We start from the raw sequence: 24,330 nt of genomic DNA, 5'->3' as shown, positions 1-24,330 counted from the left end.
GCCAGGGCAATATCAAAAAGGAGGCTTTCGAGCCTCCTTTTTTGTGCCCGCGCTTTATTGCGCTGGGCGCTGCCCAGCACCTTGGCTAAACTGCCGGCTCTTTCGTCGAAAAGCTGACTGCCATGCTTCGTTTACTGTTCTGGATCGCCCTGATTGCCGCTGCGGTATGGTTCTGGCGCAAATTCAAGCGCTCGACATCCGCCACCACCCCGCCGCCCGAGCAAAGCGCCGCGCCCATGGTGCGTTGCGCCCATTGCGGCGTACACCTGCCCAGGGACCGCGCCCTGAGCCTGGAACAGCAATGGTATTGCAGCCAGCCCCACCTGGAGCAAGGCCCGCGCCAGCCCTAAGGCGCCACATAACTTGCGACAACCAGGGCCGGTAAAGTCGGCCCTGCATGCCTAGACTGCAAAGCACGCCAAGGAGGCGGCTGCTGTTTGCCCATGGACGGACATCGCGTTGAACCCACATTCCCGACACCCGCGCCTCGCCGCCGAAGACGCCCCGCGTCTGCTCGGTGACTCTCCGGCCATCAAACGCCTGCGCCAACACATCGACAAACTCGCCAATAGCCATGCGCCGATCTACATCAGCGGCGAATCCGGCAGCGGCAAGGAGGTGGTGGCCCGGGCCCTGCACCAACGCAGCCACCGGGCCGGGCACGGCTTTGTGCCGATCAACTGCGGCGCCATTCCCGCCGAGCTGATGGAAAGCGAGCTCTTCGGCCACCGCAAAGGCAGTTTCAGCGGCGCGGGCGATGACAAACCGGGGCTGTTCCAGGCCGCACACGGCGGCACACTGTTTCTCGACGAAGTGGCGGACTTACCGCTGGCAATGCAGGTCAAGCTCCTGCGGGCCCTGCAGGAAAAAGCCGTGCGCCCGGTGGGTGGGCAGCGCGAGGAACCGGTTGACGTGCGCATCCTCTGCGCCACCCACAAGGACTTGCGGGCCGAAGTCCACGCCCAGCGCTTTCGCCAGGACCTGTTCTATCGCTTGAATGTGATTGAACTGCGGGTCGCCCCATTGCGCGAACGGCGCGAGGATATCGAACTGCTGGCCAACCACATCCTCGGGCGAATGCCCCGCCGCCCAGGTTCCGCCCGCCCACGCTTGCATGCGCAAGCCATTGAAGTGCTGAAAAACTATCCGTTCCCCGGCAACGTACGGGAACTGGAGAACCTGCTGGAACGCGCCTATGCGCTGTGCGACGGCCCTTTGATCGAGGCCAGCGACCTCTATCTGCCAGCGTCGCCGGGCCCGGTTGAACTGCAGGGGATCAGCCTGGCGCACGTCAACAACCTAGAAGAACACCTGGAACACATCGAACGCAGCCTGCTCCTTCAGGCCCTGGAGGAAACGCGCTGGAACCGTACCGCGGCGGCCCGACGCCTGAGCCTGTCCTTTCGCTCGATGCGCTATCGCCTGAAAAAACTCGGCCTGGACTAAATCCGCCCGGCCGGGGCGTAAGGCGCCGGGTCGATCAGCGGCTCGCGGCCCAGTAGCAAATCCGCGAACAACTGGCAGGAGGCCGGCGCTAGTACCAGGCCATTGCGGTAATGCCCGCAATTGAGCCACAAGCCTTCGATACCCGGCACCTGGCCGATGTAGGGAATGCCTTCGGGCGAACCGGGGCGCAATCCCGCCCAATGGCCGACCACCTCGGCGTGCGCCAGCGCTGGAATCAGCTCCACCGCCGAGGCTTTCAGGCTTTCCAGGGCCGATAGGGTGGGCGTTTTGTCGAAACCTTCGTGCTCCAGGGTGCTGCCCACCAGAATATGGCCGTCGCGGCGGGGAATTGCGTAACGCCCCTTGGCCAGGACCATGCTCGGAAGAAAGTCCGCCTCACACTTGTAGAGGATCATCTGGCCCTTGACCGGTTCGACCGGCAATTCCAGCCCCACGGTCTTGAGCAATTCGCCGCTCCAGGCCCCGGCCGTCAGCACCACTTGATAGGCCCGCACCTCGCCGATGGAGGTTTGCACCCCTACGATCCGCTGGCCTTCCAGGACAAAACCGCTGACCTCGCAGTGCTCCATGATGGCCACATTCGGCAGGGCTTCCAGCGCCGTGCGAAGAGCTTTAATCAGCCGCGGATTACGCACGTTGGCGACGTTTTCCATGTAAATGGCCCGGGCGAACCCCTCCCCCAGCACCGGCACGGCCTCTTGCACAGCCGACAGGTTCACGGCGCGCAGCGGTCGATTTTCCCGCTCGGCCCAGGCCAAGGCCTCGGCTTCGTCTTCCAGGTCCAGCCAATACAGGCCGGTGGTATGCACTTGGGGATCGACCCCGGTGGTGGCAAACAGTTGCTCGGCCAACCGCGGATAGAAATCCTGCGACCAATGCGCCAGCGCCGTGACCGCCGGGCTGTAGCGCCACGGGTACAGGGGCGAGACGATGCCGCCGCCCGCCCAGGACGCCTCCTGGCCGAGACCGCTGCGGTCCAGCAACAGCACGCTGCGCCCCGCGCTCGCCAGGTTAAACGCGGTCAACAGCCCGATAACGCCGCCGCCAACAATCAGCACTTGTTCTTGATTGGCCATTTTCAGTTCCCACAATGAAAAAACAGCGAGCGCCCAGGGCGCCCGGCCAGCGGGCTCAACGCCCCCAGCAGTCTTTTTCGCTCACACCTTCGGCGGTATTGATGTTGCCGCGCTGGCCTGTATGGCTGAGGGTGAAATCGCCGCACTTGTCATCGACCATCAACGCCTCGTGCTTGCGCACCGCCGTCAGCAGAAAGGTCTGCTCTGCCAGTGTCGCGCTGAGGTTGTAGTAGTCGTTGCCCGGGCTCAGGTCGGTGGCACCGCTGTATTGATTGGTTTTGGAGTGCAGGCGCTCAAGGTTCTGCGCCTGTTCAGTCAACAACGCCGCGATTTCGGTGCGGTGGGTTTTCTTCACGTACTCGGTCGCGATGGGAAGACCGATGGTAATCACGATGCCGATGATCGCGACCACGATCATGAGTTCGATCAGGGTCAAACCTTGGTTGGATCTGCGCATGCCTCAAGCTCTCACTTACTGGATTTGTCGCCACATGATCCGGCGGCCGGTGCCGCTCGGTTCCGCGCTGGGCACGGTGCTGGCGGCGGGGTAGCGGGCCTGGCCATCGGGGATGAGTTCATCGCCCGAGCCGCCCGGTGCCCGCGGGTTGCGCATCTTAACGCCGAACGCCGGGGTGGCGGGCGTTTTAGCGCTGTATTTGCGCGCCTGCGAGCGCTCATCGGCCACTGCCAGCGGCGCCAAGCTTGCCACCGGCACGGGCTCACCGGCATAACCCAGATCAGTGAATGCAAGGGCCGAGGCGGCAAAAAAAGCCGCCAGCCGCCCGGCGTACAGCTCAATACAGGGCATAGACACTCTCCACCACACTGCGCGACTGGCCGGCAATGCCCACTGCCGTGACGCGGAACAGGTTCGCTTGCGTCTCGGCGGGCACGTTGACGGCCCCCGGCACCGGGCCCAGGTTCTGTAACCCGTAAAGGCCTTGGGCCGCTGCCACCCACATCACCCCGGAGGCGGCATTGAACCCAGGCTCGGTGACCAACGCCGATTCCGCCGGGGGTAGGCACTGCGTGGCCACGCAAAGGGGCACGCCTGCGCCTTCGACCCGCACCGCACTTTCACCCGTGCGCAGTGCCGATTCGGCGATCTGAAAGGACAGGTTGCGGGCCATCAGGTTGCCCGTCATTTTTTCCTGCAGGGTGGCGTTTTGCAGCGATGACAGGCCGATCAGCGTCAACAGCAGTAAAAACACCAGGCTGGCCAGCAACGCCATGCCGCGCTGCGCGGGGTTCCTCATGGCAACCCCCTACGGCAGCCGGTTGCGCAGTGCGGCCAGCCCATTGAATGCCTGGCTGCGCACCCGACCGGTCGGGTCCTTGAGAACCAGGCCCAAACGCACGCTACGAATGAGGGAGGGGTCGCCCGGCGTGTCGGTGTAGTAGGCCGCCGCCAGATCGGCCGGAGCGTTGGCCACGCCGAAACTCACGTCAAAACCTTCGACATTGCTCACCAGTACGGCTTGGTTAGGGCCGGTTCCGGTGCCGGTATACAACTGGCCATCCTGAACGGTGTAAGTCAGCCGTCGGATGGGCAAGGCCCACTGGCCGGGCGGGGGCCGGCGGCTACCGGTGTAGGCCCGGGCGGCGGTCATGCAATCGGTCAGCACGGTCCAGGTCGGCAACCCGCCACCCTGCCCCACATCCGCAGCGATCAGCGTCAGGCGCCGCGCGGCGGCGTCCCATTCGATGGGCCGGCGGATATGCCAGGAAAAGTCCCCCGCCGCACTCAGGTCTTCGATGCTGGCCAGGCAACCCGAAAGGCCCACCATGCGGATTTCCTGGAGCATTTTGCTCAGCACGTAACGGGCGTCTTCCTGCAGCGCAGCCGATGCGCTTTGGCTGAGGTAAGTGCTTTTGGCCGCGATAAACACCTGCACCACTCCCAGCACTACCACCAGGCTCAACGCCATGGCCAGCAAAAGCTCAATGAGGCCAAAGCCCCCATAAACGCGGCGCCTCACGGAGCCTCCGCGACGCGGCTGGTCAGCACGAAACTGCGTAGCGGCGCGGTGCCCGGATGGCTGGCCCGGGCGTCATCCCACTTGAGGTTGATGGTGACGTGGGGCCCGTTCATGGCGATGCTGCCGGTCGCGGTGGGGCCGCCGAAGTCGAGGATATTGCGCCTGAAGTCGTCCAAGTCCTGTTGAGCAATGCCGCTCATGGCGCCGACGCCAGACGGGGCGCTGTAGTCGGCCAAGGGATTGGCACGAATGCGGTCGAGCATGTCGTAGGCGACAAAACTGGCCTGGCTGCTGATGCGCGAACTGTCGGTGTACTTCAGCGCATTGAGCTGGATCGCCGCCGCCCCCAGCAGCCCTACGCCGAGAATCACCAGCGACACCAATACTTCGATCAGGGTCATCCCCTGCTGCGCCTTGAGTGGAACACCCGTTGTTTGAGTCATGCGTCGATCGTCCTTGAGGGGGCGCCAATTGCCACCATCGTCGGCTCCCTTCCTGGAACCAGCGAGATCAATAGCGGGCCAGGCACAAGGGTAGCGGCAAGATTTGCGGCACGCCCGGCAGCGGAACACGCGGCAACATAATCCCCGCGCCTCGGTCCCGGAGAGGCGCAAGACAGGGTCTATAACTAGTCCTACCGCAAGCCCCCGCCCAAGGAGGAAGAAGCATGAGTCAGAAAGGATTCAGCCTGATTGAGCTGTTGACCGGCATGGCCATCGCGGCCATTGCCGTGAACGTGGCCGTACCGCCAGTCACGGGGCTGATTGAGTCCGTTAGCCGAGAAAACACCGCCCGGCAACTGGCCGGCGCCATGGGCCACGCCCGCACCCAGGCCATCCTGCGCAACCAGACCGTGGTTATCCACGGTGTGGAGGGTGACTGGAGCCAGGCTGGAACGTGATTCTGGATATCAGCGGCGCAGGCCACGAGGACAAAAACAACCCGGTGCTGTCCGAGCGGTATCAGGATGGGCGGGTGTCGATTGTGGGTAATCGCCCGGTGCGCCAGTACGTACGCTTCAGTAGCCTGGGCGAGCCGCTACTACCGGGCGGGGCGTTCCAGGCCGGGACGCTGCACATCTGCGCCAGGGAGGGAGGCGTGAGCCACCATCAAGTGGTGCTCTCACGCAGCGGCCGGGTCAGCCTGCGCAGCGATAAGGCCGAACAGGCGCTGTGTTCACAGCAGGGAGCGAACGCGTAGCTCTTTGGGCATGGAGAAGGTGACATTTTCTTCGCGGCCGGCCAGTTCATCAGCACCGGTGGCGCCCCAAGCGTGCAGTTGCTGGATCACGCCCCGTACCAGCACTTCCGGCGCCGACGCACCCGCAGTGATGCCAATGCGCTCGACGCCCTCGAACCAGCTCTGTTGCAGGTCTTCGGCGCCGTCGATCAGATAGGCCGGGGTCGCCATGCGCTCGGCCAGCTCACGCAGGCGATTGGAGTTGGAGCTGTTGGGGCTGCCGACTACCAACACCACATCGCATTCGTCTGCCAGTTGCTTGACCGCGTCCTGGCGGTTTTGCGTGGCGTAGCAGATGTCGTCCTTACGCGGCCCGCCGATGGCCGGGAAACGGCTGCGCAGGGCATCGATGACACGGCTGGTGTCGTCCATCGACAGGGTGGTCTGGGTCACGAAGGAGATTTTCTCCGGGTTGCGCACCTGCAACGCGGCGACGTCTTTTTCATCTTCCACCAGATAAATCGAGCCGCCGTTGCTGGCGTCGTACTGGCCCATGGTGCCTTCGACTTCCGGGTGGCCGGCGTGGCCGATCAGGATGCATTCGCGGCCGTCGCGGCTATAGCGCGCCACTTCGATATGGACCTTGGTTACCAACGGGCAAGTGGCGTCGAACACCTTCAGGCCACGGCCCGCCGCCTCGGTACGCACGGCTTGGGAAACGCCGTGGGCGCTGAAGATCACGATGACGTCGTCGGGCACCTGGTCCAGTTCCTCGACGAAAATCGCCCCGCGCGCGCGCAGGTCTTCGACCACGAACTTGTTGTGAACCACTTCGTGGCGCACGTAAATCGGCGGCCCGAAGACTTCCAGGGCGCGATTGACGATTTCGATCGCCCGGTCCACACCGGCGCAGAAGCCACGGGGGTTGGCGAGTTTGATTTGCATGCTGTGCCTCGTGTCTTGCGCGCAAGAAATAGCGAAAACCGTAGAAAACCATCTGTGGGAGCCAGCTTGCTCGCGATAGCGCCGTGTCAGTCAACATCGATGCTGAATGTCAGGCACTCATCACGGGCAAGCCCGCTCCCACACTTATTTACAGCGCTTTGACGCCGATGATCTCGACATCAAAGGTCAGGGTCTTGCCTGCCAGCGGGTGGTTGAAGTCGATGGTCACTTGGGTGTCGTCGAACGCCTTCACCACACCGGGCAATTCGGTGTTGGCCGCATCGTTGAAGATCACCAGCAGGCCGGGCGACAGGTCCATGTCCTGGAACTGCGAACGCGCAATAACCTGCACGTTCTGTGGGTTGGGCTGGCCGAAGGCGTTCTCCGGCTCGATTTTCAGGTTGCGCTTGTCGCCCGCCTTGAAGCCGAACAAAGCTGCCTCAAAGCCTGGCAGCAGGTTGCCATCCCCAACCTTGAAAGTCGCTGGGGCCTTGTCGAACGTGCTGTCGACGGTGTCGCCATTGTCCAGGCGCAGGGCAAAGTGCAGGGTGACTTCCGTGTTCTGGCCGATGCGTTGCGAGGCTTCAGTCATGAACGGTTTCTCCGGTTTTCTTACTTTTAAACATGTCCAGGGCCAGCATTACTGCGCCCACGCAGATGGCGCTGTCGGCAAAGTTGAACGCCGGGAAGTACCAGCGGTTCTGCCAATGCACCAGGATGAAATCGATCACATGGCCCAGGGCGATGCGGTCGTATAGGTTGCCCAGCGCGCCGCCCAACACCAGGGCCAAGGCAATCGCCAGCCAGGTGTCGTTGCGGCCCAGCCGCTTGAGCCAGACCACCAGCACCACGCTGACCACGATGGCGATCAGCGCAAACAGCCAGCGCTGCCAGCCAGAGCTGTCGGCGAGGAAGCTGAAAGCGGCGCCGGTGTTGTAGGCCAGGGTCCAGCTGAAGTAGTCGGGAATGACCACGATCTGCTGGTACATGGTCAGCGAACCTTCGAAGTAATGCTTGCTGGCCTGGTCGATGACCAGGACCAGCAGGCTCAACCACAGCCAGCCCGAGCGCCCGAAACGGCTAGTGGCCTCAGGCATAGTGACGTACCTCGCCGGCACCGCTGATGTTATCGACGCAACGGCCGCAGATTTCCGGGTGCTCTGGGTTCACGCCAACGTCTTCGCGGCAGTGCCAGCAACGGGCGCACTTGGCGAAAGCAGACTTGACCACTTTGAGCTTGAGGCCGCTGACTTCGGTCTCTACCGCGTCAGCCGGGGCCTGCACGAACGGTGCGAGGGTGGCGGTGGAGGTGATGAGAACAAAGCGCAGTTCGTTGCTCAGCTTGGCCAGGTCGGCGCTCAGCGCCTCTTCGGCGAACAGCGTGACTTCGGCTTGCAGGTTGCCACCGACGGCCTTGGCCGCGCGTTGGTTTTCCAGCTCTTTGTTGACAGCCGCCTTGACCGCCATGATCCGCTCCCAGTAGGCGCGGTCCAGCTCGACGCCTTCGGGCAACTCAGTCAGGCCTTCGTACCAGGTGTTGAGCATCACCGATTCGTTGCGCTCGCCCGGCAGGTATTCCCACAACTCATCGGCGGTGAACGCCAGGATCGGCGCGATCCAGCGCACCAGCGCCTCGCTGATGTGGAAGAGTGCAGTCTGGCAGGAACGCCGGGCCTGGCTGTTGGCGCCGGTGGTGTACTGGCGGTCCTTGATGATGTCCAGGTAGAAACCGCCCAGCTCTTGCACGCAGAAGTTGTGCACCTTGGAGTAGACGTTCCAGAAGCGATACTCGCCGTAGTGCTCTTGCAACTCGCGTTGCAGCAGCAGGGCGCGGTCCACGGCCCAGCGGTCCAGGGCCAGCATGTCTTGCGCAGGCATCAGGTCGGTGGCCGGGTTGAAACCGGTCAGGTTCGAGAGCATGAAGCGCGCGGTGTTGCGGATACGCCGGTAGGCGTCCGCGCTGCGTTGCAGGATCTGGTCGGAAACCGCGATCTCGCCCGAATAGTCGGTGGACGCGACCCACAGGCGCATGATGTCGGCGCCCAGGGTGTCGTTGACCTTTTGCGGTGCGATCACGTTGCCCAGGGACTTGGACATTTTGCGACCCGCTTCGTCAACGGTGAAACCGTGGGTCAGCAGTTCGCGGTACGGCGCGTGGTTGTCGATGGCGCAACCGGTCAGCAGCGAGGAATGGAACCAGCCGCGGTGCTGGTCGGAACCTTCCAGGTACAGGTCGGCGCGCGGGCCGCTGTCGTGGCCCATCAGGTGCGAGCCGCGCAGCACGTGCCAGTGGGTGGTGCCGGAGTCGAACCACACGTCCAGGGTGTCGCTGATCTTGTCGTAGAGCGGTGCGTCTTCGCCGATCAGTTCGGCGGCGTCGAGCTTGAACCAGGCTTCGATGCCTTCGACTTCGACACGTTTGGCGACTTCTTCCATCAGTTCAACGGTGCGTGGGTGCAGCTCGCCGCTTTCCTTGTTCAGGAAGAACGGGATCGGCACGCCCCAGTTGCGCTGGCGGGAGATGCACCAGTCCGGGCGGTTGGCGATCATCGAGTGCAGGCGCGCCTGGCCCCAGGCCGGAACGAACTGGGTGTCTTCGATGGCCTTGATGGCCCGTTGGCGTAGGGTGTCGCCGGTGGCTGGCTGTTTGTCCATGCCGATGAACCACTGCGCGGTGGCGCGGTAGATCAGCGGGGTCTTGTGGCGCCAGCAGTGCATATAGCTGTGTTCGATGACGGCGGTGTGCAGCAACGCACCGACTTCGCTCAGTTTATCGACGATGGCCGGGTTGGCCTTCCAGATGAACTGGCCGCCGAAGAACTCCAGGGACGGCACGTACACGCCGTTGCTCTGCACGGGGTTGATGATGTCGTCGTTGACCATGCCGTAGGCTTTGCAGGTCACAAAGTCGTCCACGCCATAGGCTGGCGCAGAGTGCACCACGCCAGTGCCGGCGCCCAGTTCGACGTACTCGGCCAGGTACACCGGCGAGAGGCGATCGTAGAACGGGTGGCGGAAATTAATCAGCTCCAGCGCGCTGCCGGTCGCCGTGGCGATAACCGAGCCTTGCAGCTCGTAGCGGGCCAGGCAGGCTTCTACCAACTCTTCGGCCAACACCAACAGCCTGTCGCCGACATCCACCAGGGCGTAGGTGAACTCCGGGTGGACGTTCAGGGCCTGGTTGGCGGGGATGGTCCACGGGGTGGTGGTCCAGATCACGATGGACGCAGGCTTGCCCAGGCTGGGCAGGCCAAAGGCTGCGGCCAGTTTGGCTTCGTCAGCGATCGGGAAGGCGACGTCGATGGTGGAGGATTTCTTGTTCTCGTACTCGACTTCCGCTTCGGCCAGGGCCGAGCCGCAGTCAAAGCACCAGTTCACAGGCTTGAGGCCCTTGAACACGAAACCACCCTTGACGATTTCAGCCAAGGCACGGATTTCGCCAGCCTCGTTCTTGAAGTTCATGGTCTTGTAGGGGTTGGCCCAATCGCCCAGCACGCCGAGGCGGATGAACTCGGACTTTTGCCCTTCGATCTGCTCGGTGGCGTAGGCACGGCACAGTTCGCGGGTCTTGTCCGCGCCCAGGTTCTTGCCGTGGGTCACTTCGACCTTATGCTCGATCGGCAGGCCATGGCAGTCCCAGCCCGGAACATAAGGCGCATCAAAACCGGCCAGGGTCTTGGAGCGGATAATCATGTCCTTGAGAATCTTGTTCAGCGCATGACCGATGTGGATCGTGCCGTTGGCGTAGGGAGGACCGTCGTGAAGAACGAACTTCGGACGATCCTTGCCAATCTCGCGCAACTTCCCGTACAGGCCAATGCTGTCCCAGCGCTGCAGAATCTGTGGTTCGCGCTGTGGCAGGCCGGCCTTCATTGGGAAGGCGGTGTCCGGAAGGTTTAGCGTGGCTTTATAGTCGGTCATTTATGGCTCTTCAGTTAGCGATTGGCGCTAGGTGCGGCTAGGGCACGGGCGGCGGCGACATCCGCATTGATCGCCGTTTTCAGCGCCTCCAGAGAGGCGAAACGCTGCTCTTCACGCAGCTTTTGGTGGAAAACCACCGTCAAACGCCGGTCATACAGATCGCCGGCAAAATCTAAAAGATGAACTTCCAAGTGGGCCTTGCCATCGCCGGCCACCGTTGGCCGCACGCCGATATTGGCAACGCCGGGCCACGGCTGGCCATCGATATCGACGCTCACCAGGTAAACCCCGGTCAGCGGCACGCGGCGGCGCTTGAGTTGCACGTTGGCGGTGGGCGTACCCAGTTGGCGCGCCAGTTTTTGCCCATGCAGCACCCGCCCGGCGATGCGGAACGGGCGACCGAGCAAACGCTCGGCCAGGGGGAAATCCGCCGCGGCCAGGGCGTTACGGACCTGGGTGCTGCTCACGCGCAAACCATCGAGTTCGACGGTCTGTGCGGCTTCAACGGTAAAGCCCCGGGCACCACCGGCCTGCTGCAGGAAGTCGAAATCCCCCACCCGGTCGCAACCGAAGCGGAAGTCGTCGCCGACCTCCAGGTGCTGTACGCCCAGGCCATCGACCAGGATGGTATCGACAAACTCGGTGGCGCTGAGTTTGCTCAAGCGCTGGTTGAAGGCCAGGCACAGCACCCGGTCGACGCCTTCTTCGGCCAGCAATTGCAGTTTGTCGCGCAAACGCGCCAGGCGTGCCGGGGCGGTGTCCGGCGCAAAGAACTCCCGCGGTTGTGGCTCGAATATCACCACGCAGCTGGGTACGCCCAACTCAAGCGCACGTTCACGCAGCCGACCCAGGATCGCCTGGTGACCACGGTGAACACCGTCAAAGTTGCCAATAGTGGCGACGCAGCCCCGATGCTGGGGGCGCAAGTTGTGGAGGCCTCGAACCAGCTGCATAACGCGCTTCTTGCTCATAAAGTGGTCGATTATAACCACACCCGGCGGCTGACGACAGGCAAGCTCGCCGCCAAATGCCTCGAACTGATGCCTGACGCGCACTTAAGCGCAAAAACCCGTCAGTTCAGGGCCTTGCGATTGAAATCACTCAGGCGAAAGCCCATCGCTGCGAGCATGCCGAAATAGGTCACCACCCCCGCCAGCACCAACGCACCGAGGCGCAGGAACCGCTCCAGCATGTGACCCTCACTCCAGGCCGGCATAAAGTGCAACGCCACCAACAGCACCGCCGACATCATCGCCACCGCCACCAGCAACTTCAGGCCAAAGCGCCCCCAACCTGGCTGAGGCTGATACATCTGCTGCTTGCGCAACTGATAGAACAGCAGCCCCGCATTGAGGCAGGCGCCGGCACTGATGGCCAGCGCCAGGCCCGCATGGGCCAGCGGCCCGATCAGCAGCAGGTTGAACAGTTGCGTGACCACGAGGGTGAAGATGGCGATTTTCACCGGCGTGCGGATGTTTTGCTGGGCGTAGAAGCCCGGCGCCAGCACCTTGATGACGATAATCCCAAGCAACCCGACCGAATAGGCGACCAACGCCTGCTGAGTCATGGCGGCGTCATGGGCGCCGAATTCACCGTACTGGAACAGCGAAACCGTCAGAGGCTCAGCCAGGATGCCCAAGGCCAGAGCGCAGGGCAGCACCAGTATGAAGCACAGGCGCAGACCCCAATCGAGAATGCGCGAATACTCGTGGCGGTCCTTGCTCGCGTAAGTCTTGGCCAACGTGGGCAACAGGATCGTGCCCAACGCCACCCCGAGGACGCCGGAGGGCAACTCCATCAAACGGTCGGCGTAGTACATCCAGGACACCGAGCCCGCCACCAGGAACGAAGCGAAAATCGTGTTGATAATCAAGGAAATCTGGCTCACCGACACACCTAGGATCGCCGGCAGCATCTGCTTCATCACCCGCCATACGCCGGAGTCGCGCAGGTTCAGGCGCGGCAACACCAGCATGCCGATTTTTTTCAGGTGCGGCAGTTGATAGAGCAACTGCGCCAGGCCACCGGCCAGCACCGCCCACCCCAGCGCCATGATGGGCGGGTCGAAGTAAGGGGTCAGGAACAACGTGAACAGGATCATGCTGACATTGAGCAGCGTCGGCACGAAGGCCGGTACGGAGAACCGGTTCCAGGTGTTGAGGATCGCGCCTGCCAGGGACGACAGGGAGATCAGCAATATATAAGGGAAGGTCACTCGCAGCAGGTCGGCGGTCAGGGTGAATTTTGCCGGTTCATCGGTAAAACCCGGTGCCGTCGCCCAGATCACCCAGGGCGCCGCTACCATGCCCAACACCGTGACCAGCGCCAGTACGAGCGTCAGCAGGCCCGAGACGTAGGCAATGAAAGTGCGGGTCGCTTCGTCGCCCTGCTGGCTTTTGTATTCCGCCAGGATCGGCACGAACGCTTGGGAAAACGCCCCTTCGGCAAAGATGCGGCGTAAAAGATTGGGCAACTTGAACGCGATAAAGAACGCATCCGTGGCCATACCGGCACCGAATATGCGCGCAATAAGGGTGTCACGGACAAACCCCAGGACCCGGGAAATCATCGTGATAGAGCTGACGGCGGCCAAGGATTTAAGCAGATTCATGGAAAGAGTTTTCGCCTGTCGATAAACAGCAGGCGAACAACGCGCCCACTTATGCGATACTCCGCGCCGCAGCAGCACAGAGCCAAAGCTCGCGAGTTTACAGGTCAGGCGCCGGAAAGAAATATCCGGGTGCCCCACACCTACCACTTAGCGGAACGCATCAACCGCCCTTGACAAGACTTCAACTCATCGGCATGATTCGCGGCCTATTTTGTTTGCTATTCCCTAAAAAGTCTTTCGAGGAGCTCGACGGTGGCCAACTCACCTTCCGCCAAAAAACGTGCAAAACAGGCTGAGAAGCGTCGCAGCCACAACGCCAGCCTGCGTTCCATGGTTCGCACCTACATCAAGAATGTAGTCAAAGCCATCGACGCAAAAGACGCTGAAAAAGCACAAGCCGCTTACGTTCTGGCCGTGCCAGTCATCGACCGCATGGCTGACAAAGGCATCATTCACAAAAACAAAGCTGCTCGCCATAAAGGCCGCCTGAATGGCCACATCAAGGCATTGAACCTTGCTGTAGCAGCCTAAGCGACACGCTTGTTAAAAAACCGACCCAGGGTCGGTTTTTTATTGCCTAGGATTTATACCGGCATAAAAAATGGGAGCCGGCAACGCCACTCCCATCCCCATAAATCACACCCACTTACTGCGCGCTATTGGCCCACGGCAGGATCGGGATGGCCGTCACCGCATTCTGCGGGCTGCCTTCGATCAAGCGGTCGCTGTACACCAGGTACACCAGGGTATTGCGCTTCTTATCGAGGAAACGCACCACCTGCATGGTCTTGAACACCAGCGACGTGCGCTCCTTGAACACTTCATCACCATCCTTGAGCTCGCCCTTGAAGCTGATCGGCCCGACCTGGCGACAAGCAATCGACGCCTCAGCACGATCCTCGGCCAACCCCAGACCACCCTTTACACCGCCCGTCTTGGCGCGGGACAGGTAGCAGGTCACACCTTCGACCTTCGGATCATCGAAGGCCTCGACCACAATCCGGTCGTTCGGCCCGACAAACTTGAACACCGTCGACACCCGACCAATCTCTTCGGCCGATGCCAGCAACGGCATCGCCAGCAACAGCCCCAACCACCCTTTAGCCATGCGCATACAGGTTTCCCTTAAACCAGAATCAGGTTATCGCGGTGAACCAGTTCCGGCTCCGCCATGTAACCCAAGAGACCGACAATCGCCTCAGACGACTGCCCGATGATTTTTTGCGCCTCAAGGGCGCTGTAATTGGCCAGCCCGCGCGCGATCTCACGACCATCCGGCGCGACGCACACCACCATTTCACCGCGACGGAAGCTACCCTGCACCAGTTTCACACCCACCGGCAGCAGGCTCTTGTTGCCCCGAGACAAGGCAGAAACCGCCCCTTCATCCAGCACCAAGGTACCGCGCGTCTGCAGATGCCCCGCCAGCCATTGCTTGCGCGCCGCGAGCATGCCGCGCTCCGGCGACAGCAACGTGCCGATGCGCTCGCCAGCCTTGAGCCGGTCCAGTACCCGCTCCAAGCGCCCACCAACGATGATGGTATGAGCGCCGGAGCGCGCCGCCAGGCGCGCCGCACGCAGCTTGGTCTGCATACCGCCGCGCCCCAGAGCGCCACCCGTGCCGCCCGCCACCGCATCCAGCGCCGGGTCGTCCGCGCGCGCCTCGTAAATCATCTGGGCATCGGGGTTGTTGCGCGGGTCGGCATCGAACATCCCGTCGCGATCCGTGAGAATCACCAGCAGATCCGCCTCCACCAAGTTAGCCACCAGCGCCGCCAGGGTATCGTTGTCGCCAAAGCGGATTTCATCGGTGACCACCGTGTCGTTCTCGTTGATGACCGGAATCACCTTGAGTTCGACCAGGGCACGCAGCGTGCTGCGGGCATTGAGGTAACGCTTGCGATCAGACAGGTCATCATGGGTCAACAGGATTTGCGCAGTATGGCGACCATGCTCGGCAAAGCTCGACTCCCAGGCCTGCACCAAGCCCATCTGACCGATAGCAGCAGCAGCCTGGAGCTCGTGCATCGCGCTGGGTCGCGCCGTCCAGCCCAAGCGGCTCATGCCGGCAGCCACGGCCCCGGAGGACACCAGCACCAACTCCACACCCGCCTCATGCAGGGCCACCATCTGCTCGACCCAGACACCCATGGCCGCACGATCCAGCCCCTTGCCATCCGCCGTCAGCAACGCACTGCCGATCTTCACGACCCAACGCTGCGCACCTGTCACCTTGCTCCGCATCATCTTCAACCTTAGCTTGCGAGCGGCGCGACCCAGCACCACCCGCGCGATTATTAGTAGGAGTTTTTACAGATACTAAAACGCCGCTCAGTGAGCGGCGCTTGTAGTTTACTGCAACGAATCAGTCGCGGACGTAAATGATTTCCGGACCATCTTCGTCATCCACATCTTCCTCGTCCCAGTCGTCATCACCAATATCGTGAACCGACTTGACGCCGCTGCGGCGCAGTGCGCGCTGGTCATCCAGGGCTTGCAATTGGGCACGCGCCTCGTCTTCGATACGCTGATCGAGGTCCGCCAACTCTGCCTTGTAGACCGGGTCGTTAGCCAAGCGATCGGCACGATCTTCCAGGTAACGCATGATGTCGCGGGTCAGACGCTCAGTGCCTTCTTTGGCAATGGCCGAGATCACGTAGACCGGGCCAGTCCACTCCAGACGATCAACGATCTCCTTGACGCGCTCTTCGTGCTCTTCCTCAAGGATCTGGTCGCACTTGTTCAGCACCAACCAGCGATCGCGCTCAGCCAGGGACGGGCTGAACTTGGTCAGCTCACTGACAATCACCTCAGCCGCGTCTGGCGCACTGCTTTCATCCAGCGGCGCCATATCGACGAGGTGCAGCAACAGACGAGTGCGAGACAAGTGCTTGAGGAAGCGAATTCCCAGGCCCGCACCGTCGGAAGCCCCTTCGATCAGGCCCGGGATGTCCGCAACTACAAAGCTCTTCCAGCGATCGACACTGACCACACCCAGGTTCGGCACCAGGGTGGTGAACGGATAATCCGCCACCTTCGGCTTGGCGGCCGAAACCGAACGGATAAAGGTACTTTTGCCCGCATTCGGCAAACCCAACAGGCCCACGTCAGCCAGAACCTTCATTTCCAGCTTGAGGTCACGCTGCTCGCCCGGCTTGCCAGGGGTTGTCTGACGCGGCGCGCGGTTGGTGCTGGATTTGAAACGGGTATTGCCCAGACCGTGCCAACCACCGTGAGCCACCAGCAGACGCTGGCCGGCCTTGGTCAGGTCGCCAATCACTTCCTGGGTGGCGGAGTCGATCACCGTGGTGCCCACCGGTACGCGCAGCACCAACTCCTCACCTTTTTTGCCGGTGCAATCGGTACTGCCGCCGTTGGAACCGCGCTCGGCATCAAAATGCCGGGTGTAGCGGTAGTCCACCAGGGTATTGAGGTTTTCGTCGGCGACCATGAACACCGAACCGCCGTCACCGCCGTCACCGCCGTTGGGGCCACCGTTTTCGATGAATTTTTCCCGACGGAAACTCATGCAACCGTTACCGCCGTCGCCGGCCTTTACTCGAATCGAAACTTCATCAACAAACTTCATAACAAAACGCCTCTCGCCGCATGGACGAGCCAAAAATCACCAAGACATAAGACTCTTGCAAAAATGAGCGCAGCGACCTCAATCAACGACCGCACAATCCAGCGCTGGCAGCCCATACAAACAGTTTTGCAAGAGACTCACCCCACAAACGAAAAAGCCCCGTCGCAAGACAGGGCTTTTCCAGCAACTACGTAATTATGCCGCGACGACTTCAGTCTTCGGGACAACGCTTACGTAACGACGACCGAAGGCGCCTTTAACCTGGAACTTGATCACGCCTTCGATTTTAGCGAAGAGGGTGTGATCCTTACCCATGCCAACACCGTAACCGGCGTGGAATTGGGTGCCGCGCTGACGCACGATGATGTTGCCTGGAACGATGACCTGGCCGCCATACATCTTCACGCCAAGGCGTTTGGCTTCTGAGTCGCGACCGTTACGGGTACTACCACCAGCTTTTTTGTGTGCCATGAGTTCAATTCTCCTAGTGAGGAATTAGGCTGAAATTAAGCCTGAATACCGGTGATTTTGATCTCGGTGTACCACTGGCGGTGGCCCATACGCTTCATGTGGTGCTTACGACGACGGAACTTGATGATGCGGACTTTATCGTGACGACCTTGGGAGATCACTTCAGCCACAACGGTAGCGCCAGCAACAACTGGGGCACCGATATTTACGTCGTCGCCATTGGCAACCAACAGAACGCGATCAAAAGTGACGGATTCGCCGGTAGCGATTTCCAGCTTTTCGATCTTCAGGTATTCACCTGGAGCGACTTTATACTGCTTGCCGCCTGTAACGATTACTGCGTAAGACATGGTATTTCTCCGATAATCCTGCTCACCCAGCTCTTTATAAGAAGAGGTATTGGCTGGCATGGCTGCATGAGGCTGGAACGGCCCAGATGCAATTGCGTAAGGCAGGTGCTGCCCAGGAAGTTCAGGGTGCGCGATTGTACGCAAGGCACCCGCACCTTGCAAGGGGGCGTCCAACGCGCCTTGACACCCAGGGGCACGGGTCCTAGCATGCCGCGCAACCCTTCTGGAGCACCTGTCGCTGATGCAACCCCAAGCTTTCTACCGCGCGGTGGCGGACGATTTTAGCGCCGTCGACGGTATCATCAAGAAACAGCTGACTTCCCGAGTACCGCTGGTATCGAAAATCGGCGACTACATTACCTCGGCCGGGGGCAAGCGCCTGCGTCCTCTATTGGTGCTGCTGTGCGGCAAGGCGCTGGGCCGCGAGGGCGACGACATGCGCCTGCTCGCCGCAACCATCGAGTTCCTGCACACCGCCACCCTGCTGCATGACGATGTGGTCGATATGTCCGGCATGCGCCGTGGCCGCTCCACCGCCAACGCCATGTGGGGCAACGCCCCGAGCGTGCTGGTGGGCGACTTCCTGTACTCGCGCTCGTTCGAGATGATGGTCGAGCTGGGCTCCATGCCAGTGATGAAGATCCTCTCCCAGGCCACGCGCATCATCGCCGAAGGCGAGGTGCTGCAACTGTCCAAAGTGCGCGACGCCAGCACCAGCGAAGAAACCTACATGGAAGTCATTCGTGGCAAGACCGCCATGCTCTTCGAGGCTTCTACCCACAGTGCCGCCGTCCTGGCCGGCGCCACCGCCGAACAGGCAGAGGCGTTGCGCACCTTTGGCGATCACCTGGGCGTGGCGTTCCAACTGGTTGACGACCTGCTCGACTACCGTGGCGACGCCGACACCCTGGGCAAAAACGTCGGCGATGACCTGGCCGAAGGCAAGCCGACCCTGCCGCTGATCTACACCATGCGCGAAGGCACCGCCGAGCAAGCTGCGCTGGTGCGCCAGGCAATCCAAAAGGGCGGCATCGAAGACCTGGAAAGCATCCGCACCGCCGTGGAAGCGTCCGGCTCGCTGGAATACACCGCTCAACTGGCACGCGATTACGTGGCTCGCGCCATCCAGTGCCTGGAAGCCATCCCGGCCAGCGAGTACCGCGACGCCCTGATCGAATTGAGCGAGTTCGCGGTCGCCCGTACTCACTGACCGCCACACCCGGTGGGAGCACGCCTGCTCCCACTTGCTTTTGCGTTGCACCCCTGCCCCGGCTAAAACCCTATACAATGTGCGCTTTTTAGCGATCCTGAATCCAAGGAGCCTTAGTGAGCACGTTGCCACCCTGCCCAAAATGCAATTGCGAATACACCTATGAAGACGGCGCACAGCTGATCTGCCCGGAGTGCGCCCACGAGTGGTCCGCCTCTGACGAGGCCGAGACAGCCAGCGACGAAACCGTGAAGAAGGATTCGGTCGGTAATGTCCTGCAAGACGGCGACACCATCACCGTCATCAAAGACCTCAAGGTCAAGGGCACTTCCCTGGTGGTCAAGGTCGGCACCAAGGTCAAGAACATCCGCCTATGTGACGGCGACCACGACATTGACTGCAAGATCGACGGCATCGGCCCGATGAAGCTCAAGTCCGAGTTCGTCAGAAAGGTCTGAACCATGCTGGCTGCCATCCCGCGCAATGCGGGACGGCACCGCGGCCAGCAATAGCAAAAAGCCATAGCTCTGTCAGCCCACGCAATGCCCACACAAAAAAATGCAGAAATCGCCAATAGGCGCTTGCTATTACTTGAATAAGAATTATTCTCATCGAACCCTTCAACGGAGATGAGAACCATGACTTATTTGATCGACGCCTGGCTGGACCGCCCACACCCCTACCTCAGGATCCTTCACAGGGAAACCGGGGAAGTCTGTGCCGTATTGGAAGAAGAAGCGCTCAATGAGCTGCAAGACCAGGGCGACCTGGATCTCCATGGCCTGAACTCCAGCGAGCCGGTGGTGCTTAAGGAGTTGGTGCGCAACCTGTTTCTGTTCTGCTATGCCCGAGCCTTGCGCCCGGTGACGGAGCTCAACGGTAAGTTCCACCCATGAACCACCCCGCAGAACCTATAGAAGCAAACGGTGCGGCGACCCGACTTGCCCGCGGCTGTTTCACCGCGGCGCAAACCTGAAATCGAGTTGCCTGCATCGCAATGCAGGCCCACACCGCTTCAACCAACCTTACAGAACGTCGAGCAGTTCGACGTCGAACACCAAAACGCTGTGCGGCGGGATGCTACCCACGCCCTGAGCGCCGTAGGCCAGTTCGCTCGGCACGTACAAGCGCCATTTGCTGCCGGCATTCATCAGTTGCAGGGCTTCGGTCCAGCCAGCGATCACGCCACCCACCGGGAATTCCGCTGGCTGCCCACGATCGTAGGAGCTGTCGAATACCGTGCCGTCGATCAGCGTGCCGTGGTAGTGCGTGCGCACGGTGTCTTCACGCGATGGCTTGGCGCCTTCACCCGCGGTCAGCACTTCGAATTGCAGGCCGGAGGCCAGAGTAGTGATGCCTTCGCGCTTGGCGTTGTCGGCCAGGAATGCCAGGCCAGCGCCGGCAGCGGCTTCAGCCTTGGCAGCGGCTTCGGCTTGCATGACTTCGCGGATAACCTTGAAGCTGGCGGACATTTCTTCCTGGCCAACACGGCTTTCCTTGCCGGCGAAGGCGTCGGTCAGGCCTGCCAGGATCGCGTCCAGGCTGACGCCCGGCGGCGGGTTGTCGCGCAGTTGGTCGCCCAACTGACGGCCAATGCCGTAGCTGACGCGGGTTTCGTCGGTGGACAGATTGACTTCGGACATAACACGGCTCCGCTGTGGGGCACCCTGGAAGCCGCTTGGTATAAGGCCGGCTCCCGGAAAACCCTTGATAAAAAGGGCGAGCAGACTAGCACACTGCCGCGATCGAGATCAGTAGGCGCAAAGTGCGCGCCTACTGGCGCCGGGGAATCAGTGTTTGGTCAGCTTGTCCAGGTAACCCATGGCGAATGCCGAGACCACGAACGTCATGTGGATGATGACGTACCACATCAAGTGCTCGGGATCGACGTTCTTGGCATCCATGAAGATGCGCAGCAGGTGGATCGACGAGATCGCGACGATCGAGGCGGCCACTTTCATCTTCAGGGAAGACGAATCCATGGTACCCAGCCAGTTGAGCTTCTCTTTGTGGTCATCGATGTCGAGTTGGGAGACGAAATTCTCGTAGCCGGAAATCATCACCATCACCAACAGGCCGCCCACCAGCGCCATGTCGATCAGCGACAACAACACCAGGATCAACTCGGACTCGGCCATCGCGAAAATGTTGGGGAAAACGTGCAGCACTTCCTGGAAGAACTTCAGCGCTAACGCCAGCAAGCCCAGGGACAGGCCAAAGTAGATCGGCGCCAGCAGCCAACGCGAGGCGTACATAGCATTTTCGATAAAACGTTCCATTGAATCTCACACAAGGGCAGAAAATGGCGGCGAGTATAGCAGCCGCTCAAACACCCATAAACCGCGGTGCCGCGCCTAGAACGCCGTGGGGTGGCAACGCCCGCCATTGATCTCGCGCAGTTGCGCCTGCAAGTGCAGGCACCAGATCTGCGGGTCGTCGGCCAACTCATAGCCGTGGGACGTCAGGCTTTCAACGATGGTTTCCAGAATGGACTCGGCGACGAACGGCCCATGGAACGGGCCCTGCGCCTTGATCGCCGTGGGCTGCTCGCCGGCCATACCGGCGGCGAATAACAGCGTCCACATACCGGTTTCCCCGGCGAGCGGGCGAATGCTGCATTCGATGCGGGTGACCAGGCCCAGACACTGGCGGGTGAGGCAGAGGTTGCGCGGCATGGCGGCGACCCTCGGTAGATCCGGTGTTCAGCCCCCACGAGGGGGCCGGCTCGATCCAGTGATGACTGTCGATTCCCTGTCCTGAGCATAGAAGAAAAGCCAAGTCAGCAAGTTGGCGGGCCTAACCAGGCGCCGAATGGTCATTGTCGACTTTTTGACGCATCGAAATGGCAAGCGGGGCCGACCCGCTTGCCACAGGCCTCAGGCGGGCTTGGCTTCGGCCAACGCCTGCTGCGCCAACTCCTTCTCGGCGTCCTTGAGGTCGTCTTCGCTAATCATTTCCGCGATCACCCGCAAGCGCTCCACCACCCGCGCATTGACGCTGCCTTCGGGGAACTGCCCCTCCTCATCCGGCTCGCCGGCCGGCTCACCGACCAACAGGCTCAGGGCTTCGTCCGCCTGACGCACGGCATACACGTGGAACTGTCCGGCCCGCACCGCCGCCAGGACTTTCTCGTCGAGCATCAAGGTGGCGACGTTAGCCTGGGGAATGATCGCCCCCTGCTCCCCCGTCAGCCCACGGGCCTCGCAGAGGCGGAAGAAGCCTTCGATCTTCTCGTTGACCCCGCCCACCGCTTGCACTTCACCGAACTGGTTGATCGAGCCGGTAATGGCAAAACACTGCTTGAGCGGCGTTTTGGACAATGCCGAAATCAGCGTGCACGCCTCGCCCAGGGAGGCGCTGTCGCCATCGACGTAGCCGTAGGACTGCTCCAGGGCAATGCTTGCGGAAATCGCCAAGGGGAATTCCTGGGCATAGCGGCTGCCCAGGTAACCGGTGAGGATCATCACGCCCTTGGAGTGAATCGGTTGCCCGAGGTTGACCTCGCGCTCGATGTCCACGATACCGCTGCCGCCCGGGTACACCGTGGCCGAGATCCGCGCCGGCACACCGAAGGCCGAATCGCCCACTTCCAGCACCGTCAGGCCGTTGCACTTGCCGACTGCGGCGCCGTCGGTGTCGATCAGGATGATCCCCGCCAGCATGTCGTCGAGAATCCGTGCCGACACCCGGCCAGTGCGGGTGGCCTTGGCCTTGAGGGCGCGTTCGATATGCCCGGCATCGGTCATTTCATCGCCGGCCAGGTGGCGAATGAAATCCGCCTCGCTGACCAACTGGAATAGATCGCCGATACGCGCCGACAAGCGCCCCTGATGCTCGGCCAGGCGTGCGCTGTAGGTGGCCAGGCGCGCCACCGCGTCGGCAGTCAGCGGCGCCATGCCTTCTTCGCTGGTGCGGGTTTTGAGTAACTGGGCGAACTGTTCCAGGCTTTCGTCGACCATCGGGATGTCTTCGTCGAAGTCCACCAGCACCCGGAACATCTCCTGGAAGTCCGGGTCCAGGTCCTGCAGCGTGTAGTACAACTGGCGCGCGCCGATAATGATGACCTTGACCTGCAACGGAATGTGCTGCGGCGTCAGGGTCACCGTGGCCAGGCGCCCCAGTTCGCCCAACGGCGACTCCATTTTCAGCTTGCGCGATTGCAGGGCGCGCTTGAGCGCGTCCCACACGAACGGTTCGCTGAGCATTTTTTCCGCTTCCAGGATCAAGAAGCCGCCATTGGCGCGGTGCAGCGCACCGGGGCGCAACTGCCGATAGGTGGTGTAGAGCGCGCCCTGGTCGGTGCTATACTCGATGCGGCCGAACAGGTTGTCGTAGGTCGGATGGGGCTCGAACACCACCGGCGCGCCGCCACTGGCGGGGTGGCCGACCACCAGGCTGGGGCAGTACTGCTCTTCGAGCAGTTTGCGCGCCACGGCGTCGGTCTTGCTGTCGTCCACCAGTTGCTCGACCACGGTCTTGAGCAAATACACCTGCATCGCTTGCAGATAGCCGCACACGGCGGCGTTTTCCGCGTACTTCTGCGACAACGGCGCCAACAGCGGCTGCAAGGCCAGGGTGATGGTCTCTTCGTTGAGCTGGCGCATCTGGTTGCTCGACTCACGCTTCCACTGCGGCAGGCTCGCCAGCTCTTCGTTCAGGCGCTCTTCCAGTTCGGAGATATCGACGTGGAAGCGCTCACGCTCAGCCTCCGGCAATTGGGCGAACTCCGCCTCGTCCAGCGCCTTGCCTTCGGCCATCGGGGTGAACGCGATATTGCTGCTGTCGCGGTACAGGGCGACGTCTTTTTCCAGGGCCAGGCGTTCGATCACATCCAGCGCGCGGTCGTAGCGCTGGTTGAAGGCGCGGTCGATGGCGCTTTTCTTCTGCTGGTAGGACGGGTGCTCGAACACCGCCGGAAAAGTCGCCAGCAGGTTGTCGATCAAGCCATTGATATCGGCGATGAAAGCGCCCGCTTCGCCAGAGGGAAGCTCCAGGGCCCGGGGTTCGCGGGGGTCATCGAAGTTGTTGACGTAGACCCAGTCCGCCGGGGTCTGCAGGCGCTTGCCCTCGGCCTTGAGGTAGCGTTTGACGAAAGAAAAACGGCCGGTGCCCGGCTCGCCCATGACAAATACGTTGTAGCCGGGGCGTGGCATCGCCACACCGAACTGCAAGGCCTCGACGGCACGTTCCTGGCCAAGCACACCGCGAAAGGGCTCCAAATCATTGGTGGTCGAGAAGCTGAACTGTTCAGCGGAAAACGGACGGGTCAGCGCTTCAGGCGCGAGACGCAAGCTGGCAGCAACAGGATCAGGCATCGGACTTCCTTACATCAGGCGGGGCGGATGGCGGCATTCTGGCGCCGGGTATGCCTGGCTGGCAAGGCACGCGGTAACTGTAGCCGTCACCCGGGCGCAATGAAGACACCTGTGGGAGCGGGCTTGCCCGCGATGGCGGCGTATCAGCCTGTATCAGCGTTGGATAGGCCGACGCCATCGCGGGTGAGCGGAGCGCCGCCCCGCTCCACACACGTGC

26 protein-coding genes and 2 pseudogenes are annotated in these 24,330 nt (G+C 61.7%); 7 read left to right on the top strand and 21 right to left on the bottom strand.

Annotated elements, in window-relative coordinates; translation table 11 throughout:
- Nucleotides 1-122 precede the first annotated feature (122 nt).
- Together AC19YT_RS07495 and AC19YT_RS07490 are read left to right on the top strand one after the other, a co-directional pair.
- Nucleotides 123-350, top strand: coding sequence for a PP0621 family protein (locus tag AC19YT_RS07495; protein WP_500597737.1), 228 nt, complete (start codon nt 123-125; stop codon nt 348-350).
- A gap of 157 nt (nt 351-507) precedes the next feature.
- Nucleotides 508-1,446: pseudogene (locus AC19YT_RS07490) on the top strand (sigma-54 interaction domain-containing protein); the annotation flags it as partial.
- Here the strand turns inward: AC19YT_RS07490 and thiO are convergent.
- From thiO to pilV, 6 genes are read right to left on the bottom strand one after another with little or no spacing between them, the layout of a single operon-like run.
- Nucleotides 1,443-2,543, bottom strand: a complete 1,101-nt coding sequence (gene thiO, locus AC19YT_RS07485; protein WP_095109466.1) for a glycine oxidase ThiO — start codon at nt 2,541-2,543, stop codon at nt 1,443-1,445. The pseudogene AC19YT_RS07490 and the gene thiO overlap by 4 nt on opposite strands.
- Before the next feature lie 55 nt (nt 2,544-2,598).
- Nucleotides 2,599-3,000, bottom strand: coding sequence for a type IV pilin protein (locus AC19YT_RS07480; protein WP_095109465.1), 402 nt, complete (start codon nt 2,998-3,000; stop codon nt 2,599-2,601).
- A 15-nt stretch (nt 3,001-3,015) separates the two neighbouring features.
- On the bottom strand, nt 3,016-3,351 hold the full coding sequence (locus AC19YT_RS07475; protein ID WP_500610031.1) for a hypothetical protein: 336 nt from the start codon (nt 3,349-3,351) through the stop codon (nt 3,016-3,018).
- Entirely contained in the window at nt 3,338-3,799 is a 462-nt protein-coding gene (locus AC19YT_RS07470; protein WP_500610030.1) for a pilus assembly PilX family protein, read from the bottom strand. The genes AC19YT_RS07475 and AC19YT_RS07470 overlap by 14 nt, the downstream gene beginning before the upstream one ends.
- 9 nt (nt 3,800-3,808) lie before the next feature.
- Nucleotides 3,809-4,522, bottom strand: a complete 714-nt coding sequence (locus AC19YT_RS07465; protein WP_500597734.1) for a PilW family protein — start codon at nt 4,520-4,522, stop codon at nt 3,809-3,811.
- Nucleotides 4,519-4,965: a type IV pilus modification protein PilV gene (gene pilV / locus AC19YT_RS07460; protein WP_095109461.1), complete on the bottom strand. Its 447-nt coding sequence runs from the start codon at nt 4,963-4,965 to the stop codon at nt 4,519-4,521. Before pilV ends, AC19YT_RS07465 begins: the two co-directional genes overlap by 4 nt.
- Nucleotides 4,966-5,189: 224 nt before the next feature.
- Between pilV and AC19YT_RS07455 the strand changes: the two are divergent.
- A pseudogene (locus tag AC19YT_RS07455) lies at nt 5,190-5,722 on the top strand (GspH/FimT family pseudopilin).
- Here AC19YT_RS07455 and ispH read toward each other — a convergent pair.
- The 6 genes from ispH to murJ form a co-directional block, all read right to left on the bottom strand.
- Nucleotides 5,699-6,646 (bottom strand): 4-hydroxy-3-methylbut-2-enyl diphosphate reductase, encoded by a 948-nt coding sequence (ispH, locus tag AC19YT_RS07450; RefSeq protein ID WP_095109459.1) that lies wholly within the window; start codon nt 6,644-6,646, stop codon nt 5,699-5,701. The pseudogene AC19YT_RS07455 and the gene ispH overlap by 24 nt on opposite strands.
- A gap of 148 nt (nt 6,647-6,794) precedes the next feature.
- Complete coding sequence (fkpB, locus tag AC19YT_RS07445) at nt 6,795-7,238, bottom strand: FKBP-type peptidyl-prolyl cis-trans isomerase (protein WP_095109458.1); 444 nt, start codon at nt 7,236-7,238, stop codon at nt 6,795-6,797.
- Entirely contained in the window at nt 7,231-7,743 is a 513-nt protein-coding gene (gene lspA, locus AC19YT_RS07440; RefSeq protein ID WP_095109457.1) for a signal peptidase II, read from the bottom strand. The genes fkpB and lspA overlap by 8 nt, the downstream gene beginning before the upstream one ends.
- Nucleotides 7,736-10,567, bottom strand: coding sequence for an isoleucine--tRNA ligase (ileS, locus tag AC19YT_RS07435; RefSeq protein WP_095109456.1), 2,832 nt, complete (start codon nt 10,565-10,567; stop codon nt 7,736-7,738). Before ileS ends, lspA begins: the two co-directional genes overlap by 8 nt.
- A gap of 14 nt (nt 10,568-10,581) precedes the next feature.
- Nucleotides 10,582-11,520 (bottom strand): bifunctional riboflavin kinase/FAD synthetase, encoded by a 939-nt coding sequence (ribF, locus tag AC19YT_RS07430; RefSeq protein WP_176465111.1) that lies wholly within the window; start codon nt 11,518-11,520, stop codon nt 10,582-10,584.
- Between the two features lie 119 nt (nt 11,521-11,639).
- Nucleotides 11,640-13,178, bottom strand: coding sequence for a murein biosynthesis integral membrane protein MurJ (murJ, locus tag AC19YT_RS07425; RefSeq protein WP_500610029.1), 1,539 nt, complete (start codon nt 13,176-13,178; stop codon nt 11,640-11,642).
- Between the two features lie 252 nt (nt 13,179-13,430).
- On the opposite strand from murJ, the gene rpsT reads away from it, so the two are divergent.
- Nucleotides 13,431-13,709, top strand: a complete 279-nt coding sequence (gene rpsT / locus AC19YT_RS07420; protein ID WP_095109453.1) for a 30S ribosomal protein S20 — start codon at nt 13,431-13,433, stop codon at nt 13,707-13,709.
- Nucleotides 13,710-13,824: 115 nt separating this feature from the next.
- On the opposite strand, the gene AC19YT_RS07415 is transcribed toward rpsT, so the two are convergent.
- The 5 genes from AC19YT_RS07415 to rplU form a co-directional block, all read right to left on the bottom strand.
- Entirely contained in the window at nt 13,825-14,292 is a 468-nt protein-coding gene (locus AC19YT_RS07415; protein WP_500597728.1) for a CreA family protein, read from the bottom strand.
- 11 nt (nt 14,293-14,303) lie between these two features.
- Nucleotides 14,304-15,422, bottom strand: coding sequence for a glutamate 5-kinase (proB, locus tag AC19YT_RS07410; protein ID WP_095109451.1), 1,119 nt, complete (start codon nt 15,420-15,422; stop codon nt 14,304-14,306).
- A 121-nt stretch (nt 15,423-15,543) separates the two neighbouring features.
- The gene (gene cgtA, locus AC19YT_RS07405; RefSeq protein ID WP_095109450.1) at nt 15,544-16,767 is read right to left on the bottom strand and encodes an Obg family GTPase CgtA; all 1,224 of its coding nucleotides are present in this window, start codon (nt 16,765-16,767) and stop codon (nt 15,544-15,546) included.
- 195 nt (nt 16,768-16,962) lie between these two features.
- On the bottom strand, nt 16,963-17,238 hold the full coding sequence (gene rpmA, locus AC19YT_RS07400) for a 50S ribosomal protein L27 (RefSeq protein WP_095109449.1): 276 nt from the start codon (nt 17,236-17,238) through the stop codon (nt 16,963-16,965).
- 35 nt (nt 17,239-17,273) lie between these two features.
- Complete coding sequence (gene rplU, locus AC19YT_RS07395) at nt 17,274-17,588, bottom strand: 50S ribosomal protein L21 (protein ID WP_003176051.1); 315 nt, start codon at nt 17,586-17,588, stop codon at nt 17,274-17,276.
- Between the two features lie 241 nt (nt 17,589-17,829).
- On the opposite strand from rplU, the gene AC19YT_RS07390 reads away from it, so the two are divergent.
- From AC19YT_RS07390 to AC19YT_RS07380, 3 genes are all read left to right on the top strand, one after another.
- Nucleotides 17,830-18,798, top strand: coding sequence for a polyprenyl synthetase family protein (locus AC19YT_RS07390; RefSeq protein ID WP_095109448.1), 969 nt, complete (start codon nt 17,830-17,832; stop codon nt 18,796-18,798).
- 116 nt (nt 18,799-18,914) lie between these two features.
- Nucleotides 18,915-19,256: a zinc ribbon domain-containing protein YjdM gene (locus AC19YT_RS07385; RefSeq protein WP_500597723.1), complete on the top strand. Its 342-nt coding sequence runs from the start codon at nt 18,915-18,917 to the stop codon at nt 19,254-19,256.
- A gap of 180 nt (nt 19,257-19,436) precedes the next feature.
- Complete coding sequence (locus tag AC19YT_RS07380; RefSeq protein WP_095109446.1) at nt 19,437-19,694, top strand: PA4570 family protein; 258 nt, start codon at nt 19,437-19,439, stop codon at nt 19,692-19,694.
- 129 nt (nt 19,695-19,823) lie between these two features.
- Here the strand turns inward: AC19YT_RS07380 and bamJ are convergent, their stop codons facing one another.
- From bamJ to AC19YT_RS07360, 4 genes are all read right to left on the bottom strand, one after another.
- On the bottom strand, nt 19,824-20,441 hold the full coding sequence (bamJ, locus tag AC19YT_RS07375; protein ID WP_095109445.1) for a BamJ family beta-barrel-assembly machinery protein: 618 nt from the start codon (nt 20,439-20,441) through the stop codon (nt 19,824-19,826).
- Nucleotides 20,442-20,588: 147 nt separating this feature from the next.
- Entirely contained in the window at nt 20,589-21,077 is a 489-nt protein-coding gene (locus AC19YT_RS07370) for a TIGR00645 family protein (RefSeq protein WP_095109444.1), read from the bottom strand.
- A 75-nt stretch (nt 21,078-21,152) separates the two neighbouring features.
- A complete protein-coding gene (locus tag AC19YT_RS07365) occupies nt 21,153-21,473 on the bottom strand; it encodes a PA4575 family protein (RefSeq protein WP_500597721.1) in 321 nt (106 codons plus the stop codon).
- Between the two features lie 201 nt (nt 21,474-21,674).
- Complete coding sequence (locus AC19YT_RS07360) at nt 21,675-24,113, bottom strand: Lon protease family protein (RefSeq protein WP_500610028.1); 2,439 nt, start codon at nt 24,111-24,113, stop codon at nt 21,675-21,677.
- Nucleotides 24,114-24,330 lie beyond the last annotated feature (217 nt).

This window comes from Pseudomonas sp. MF08875 (genome assembly GCF_059862525.1).
This window is presented reverse-complemented; position numbering and strand designations above follow the sequence as displayed.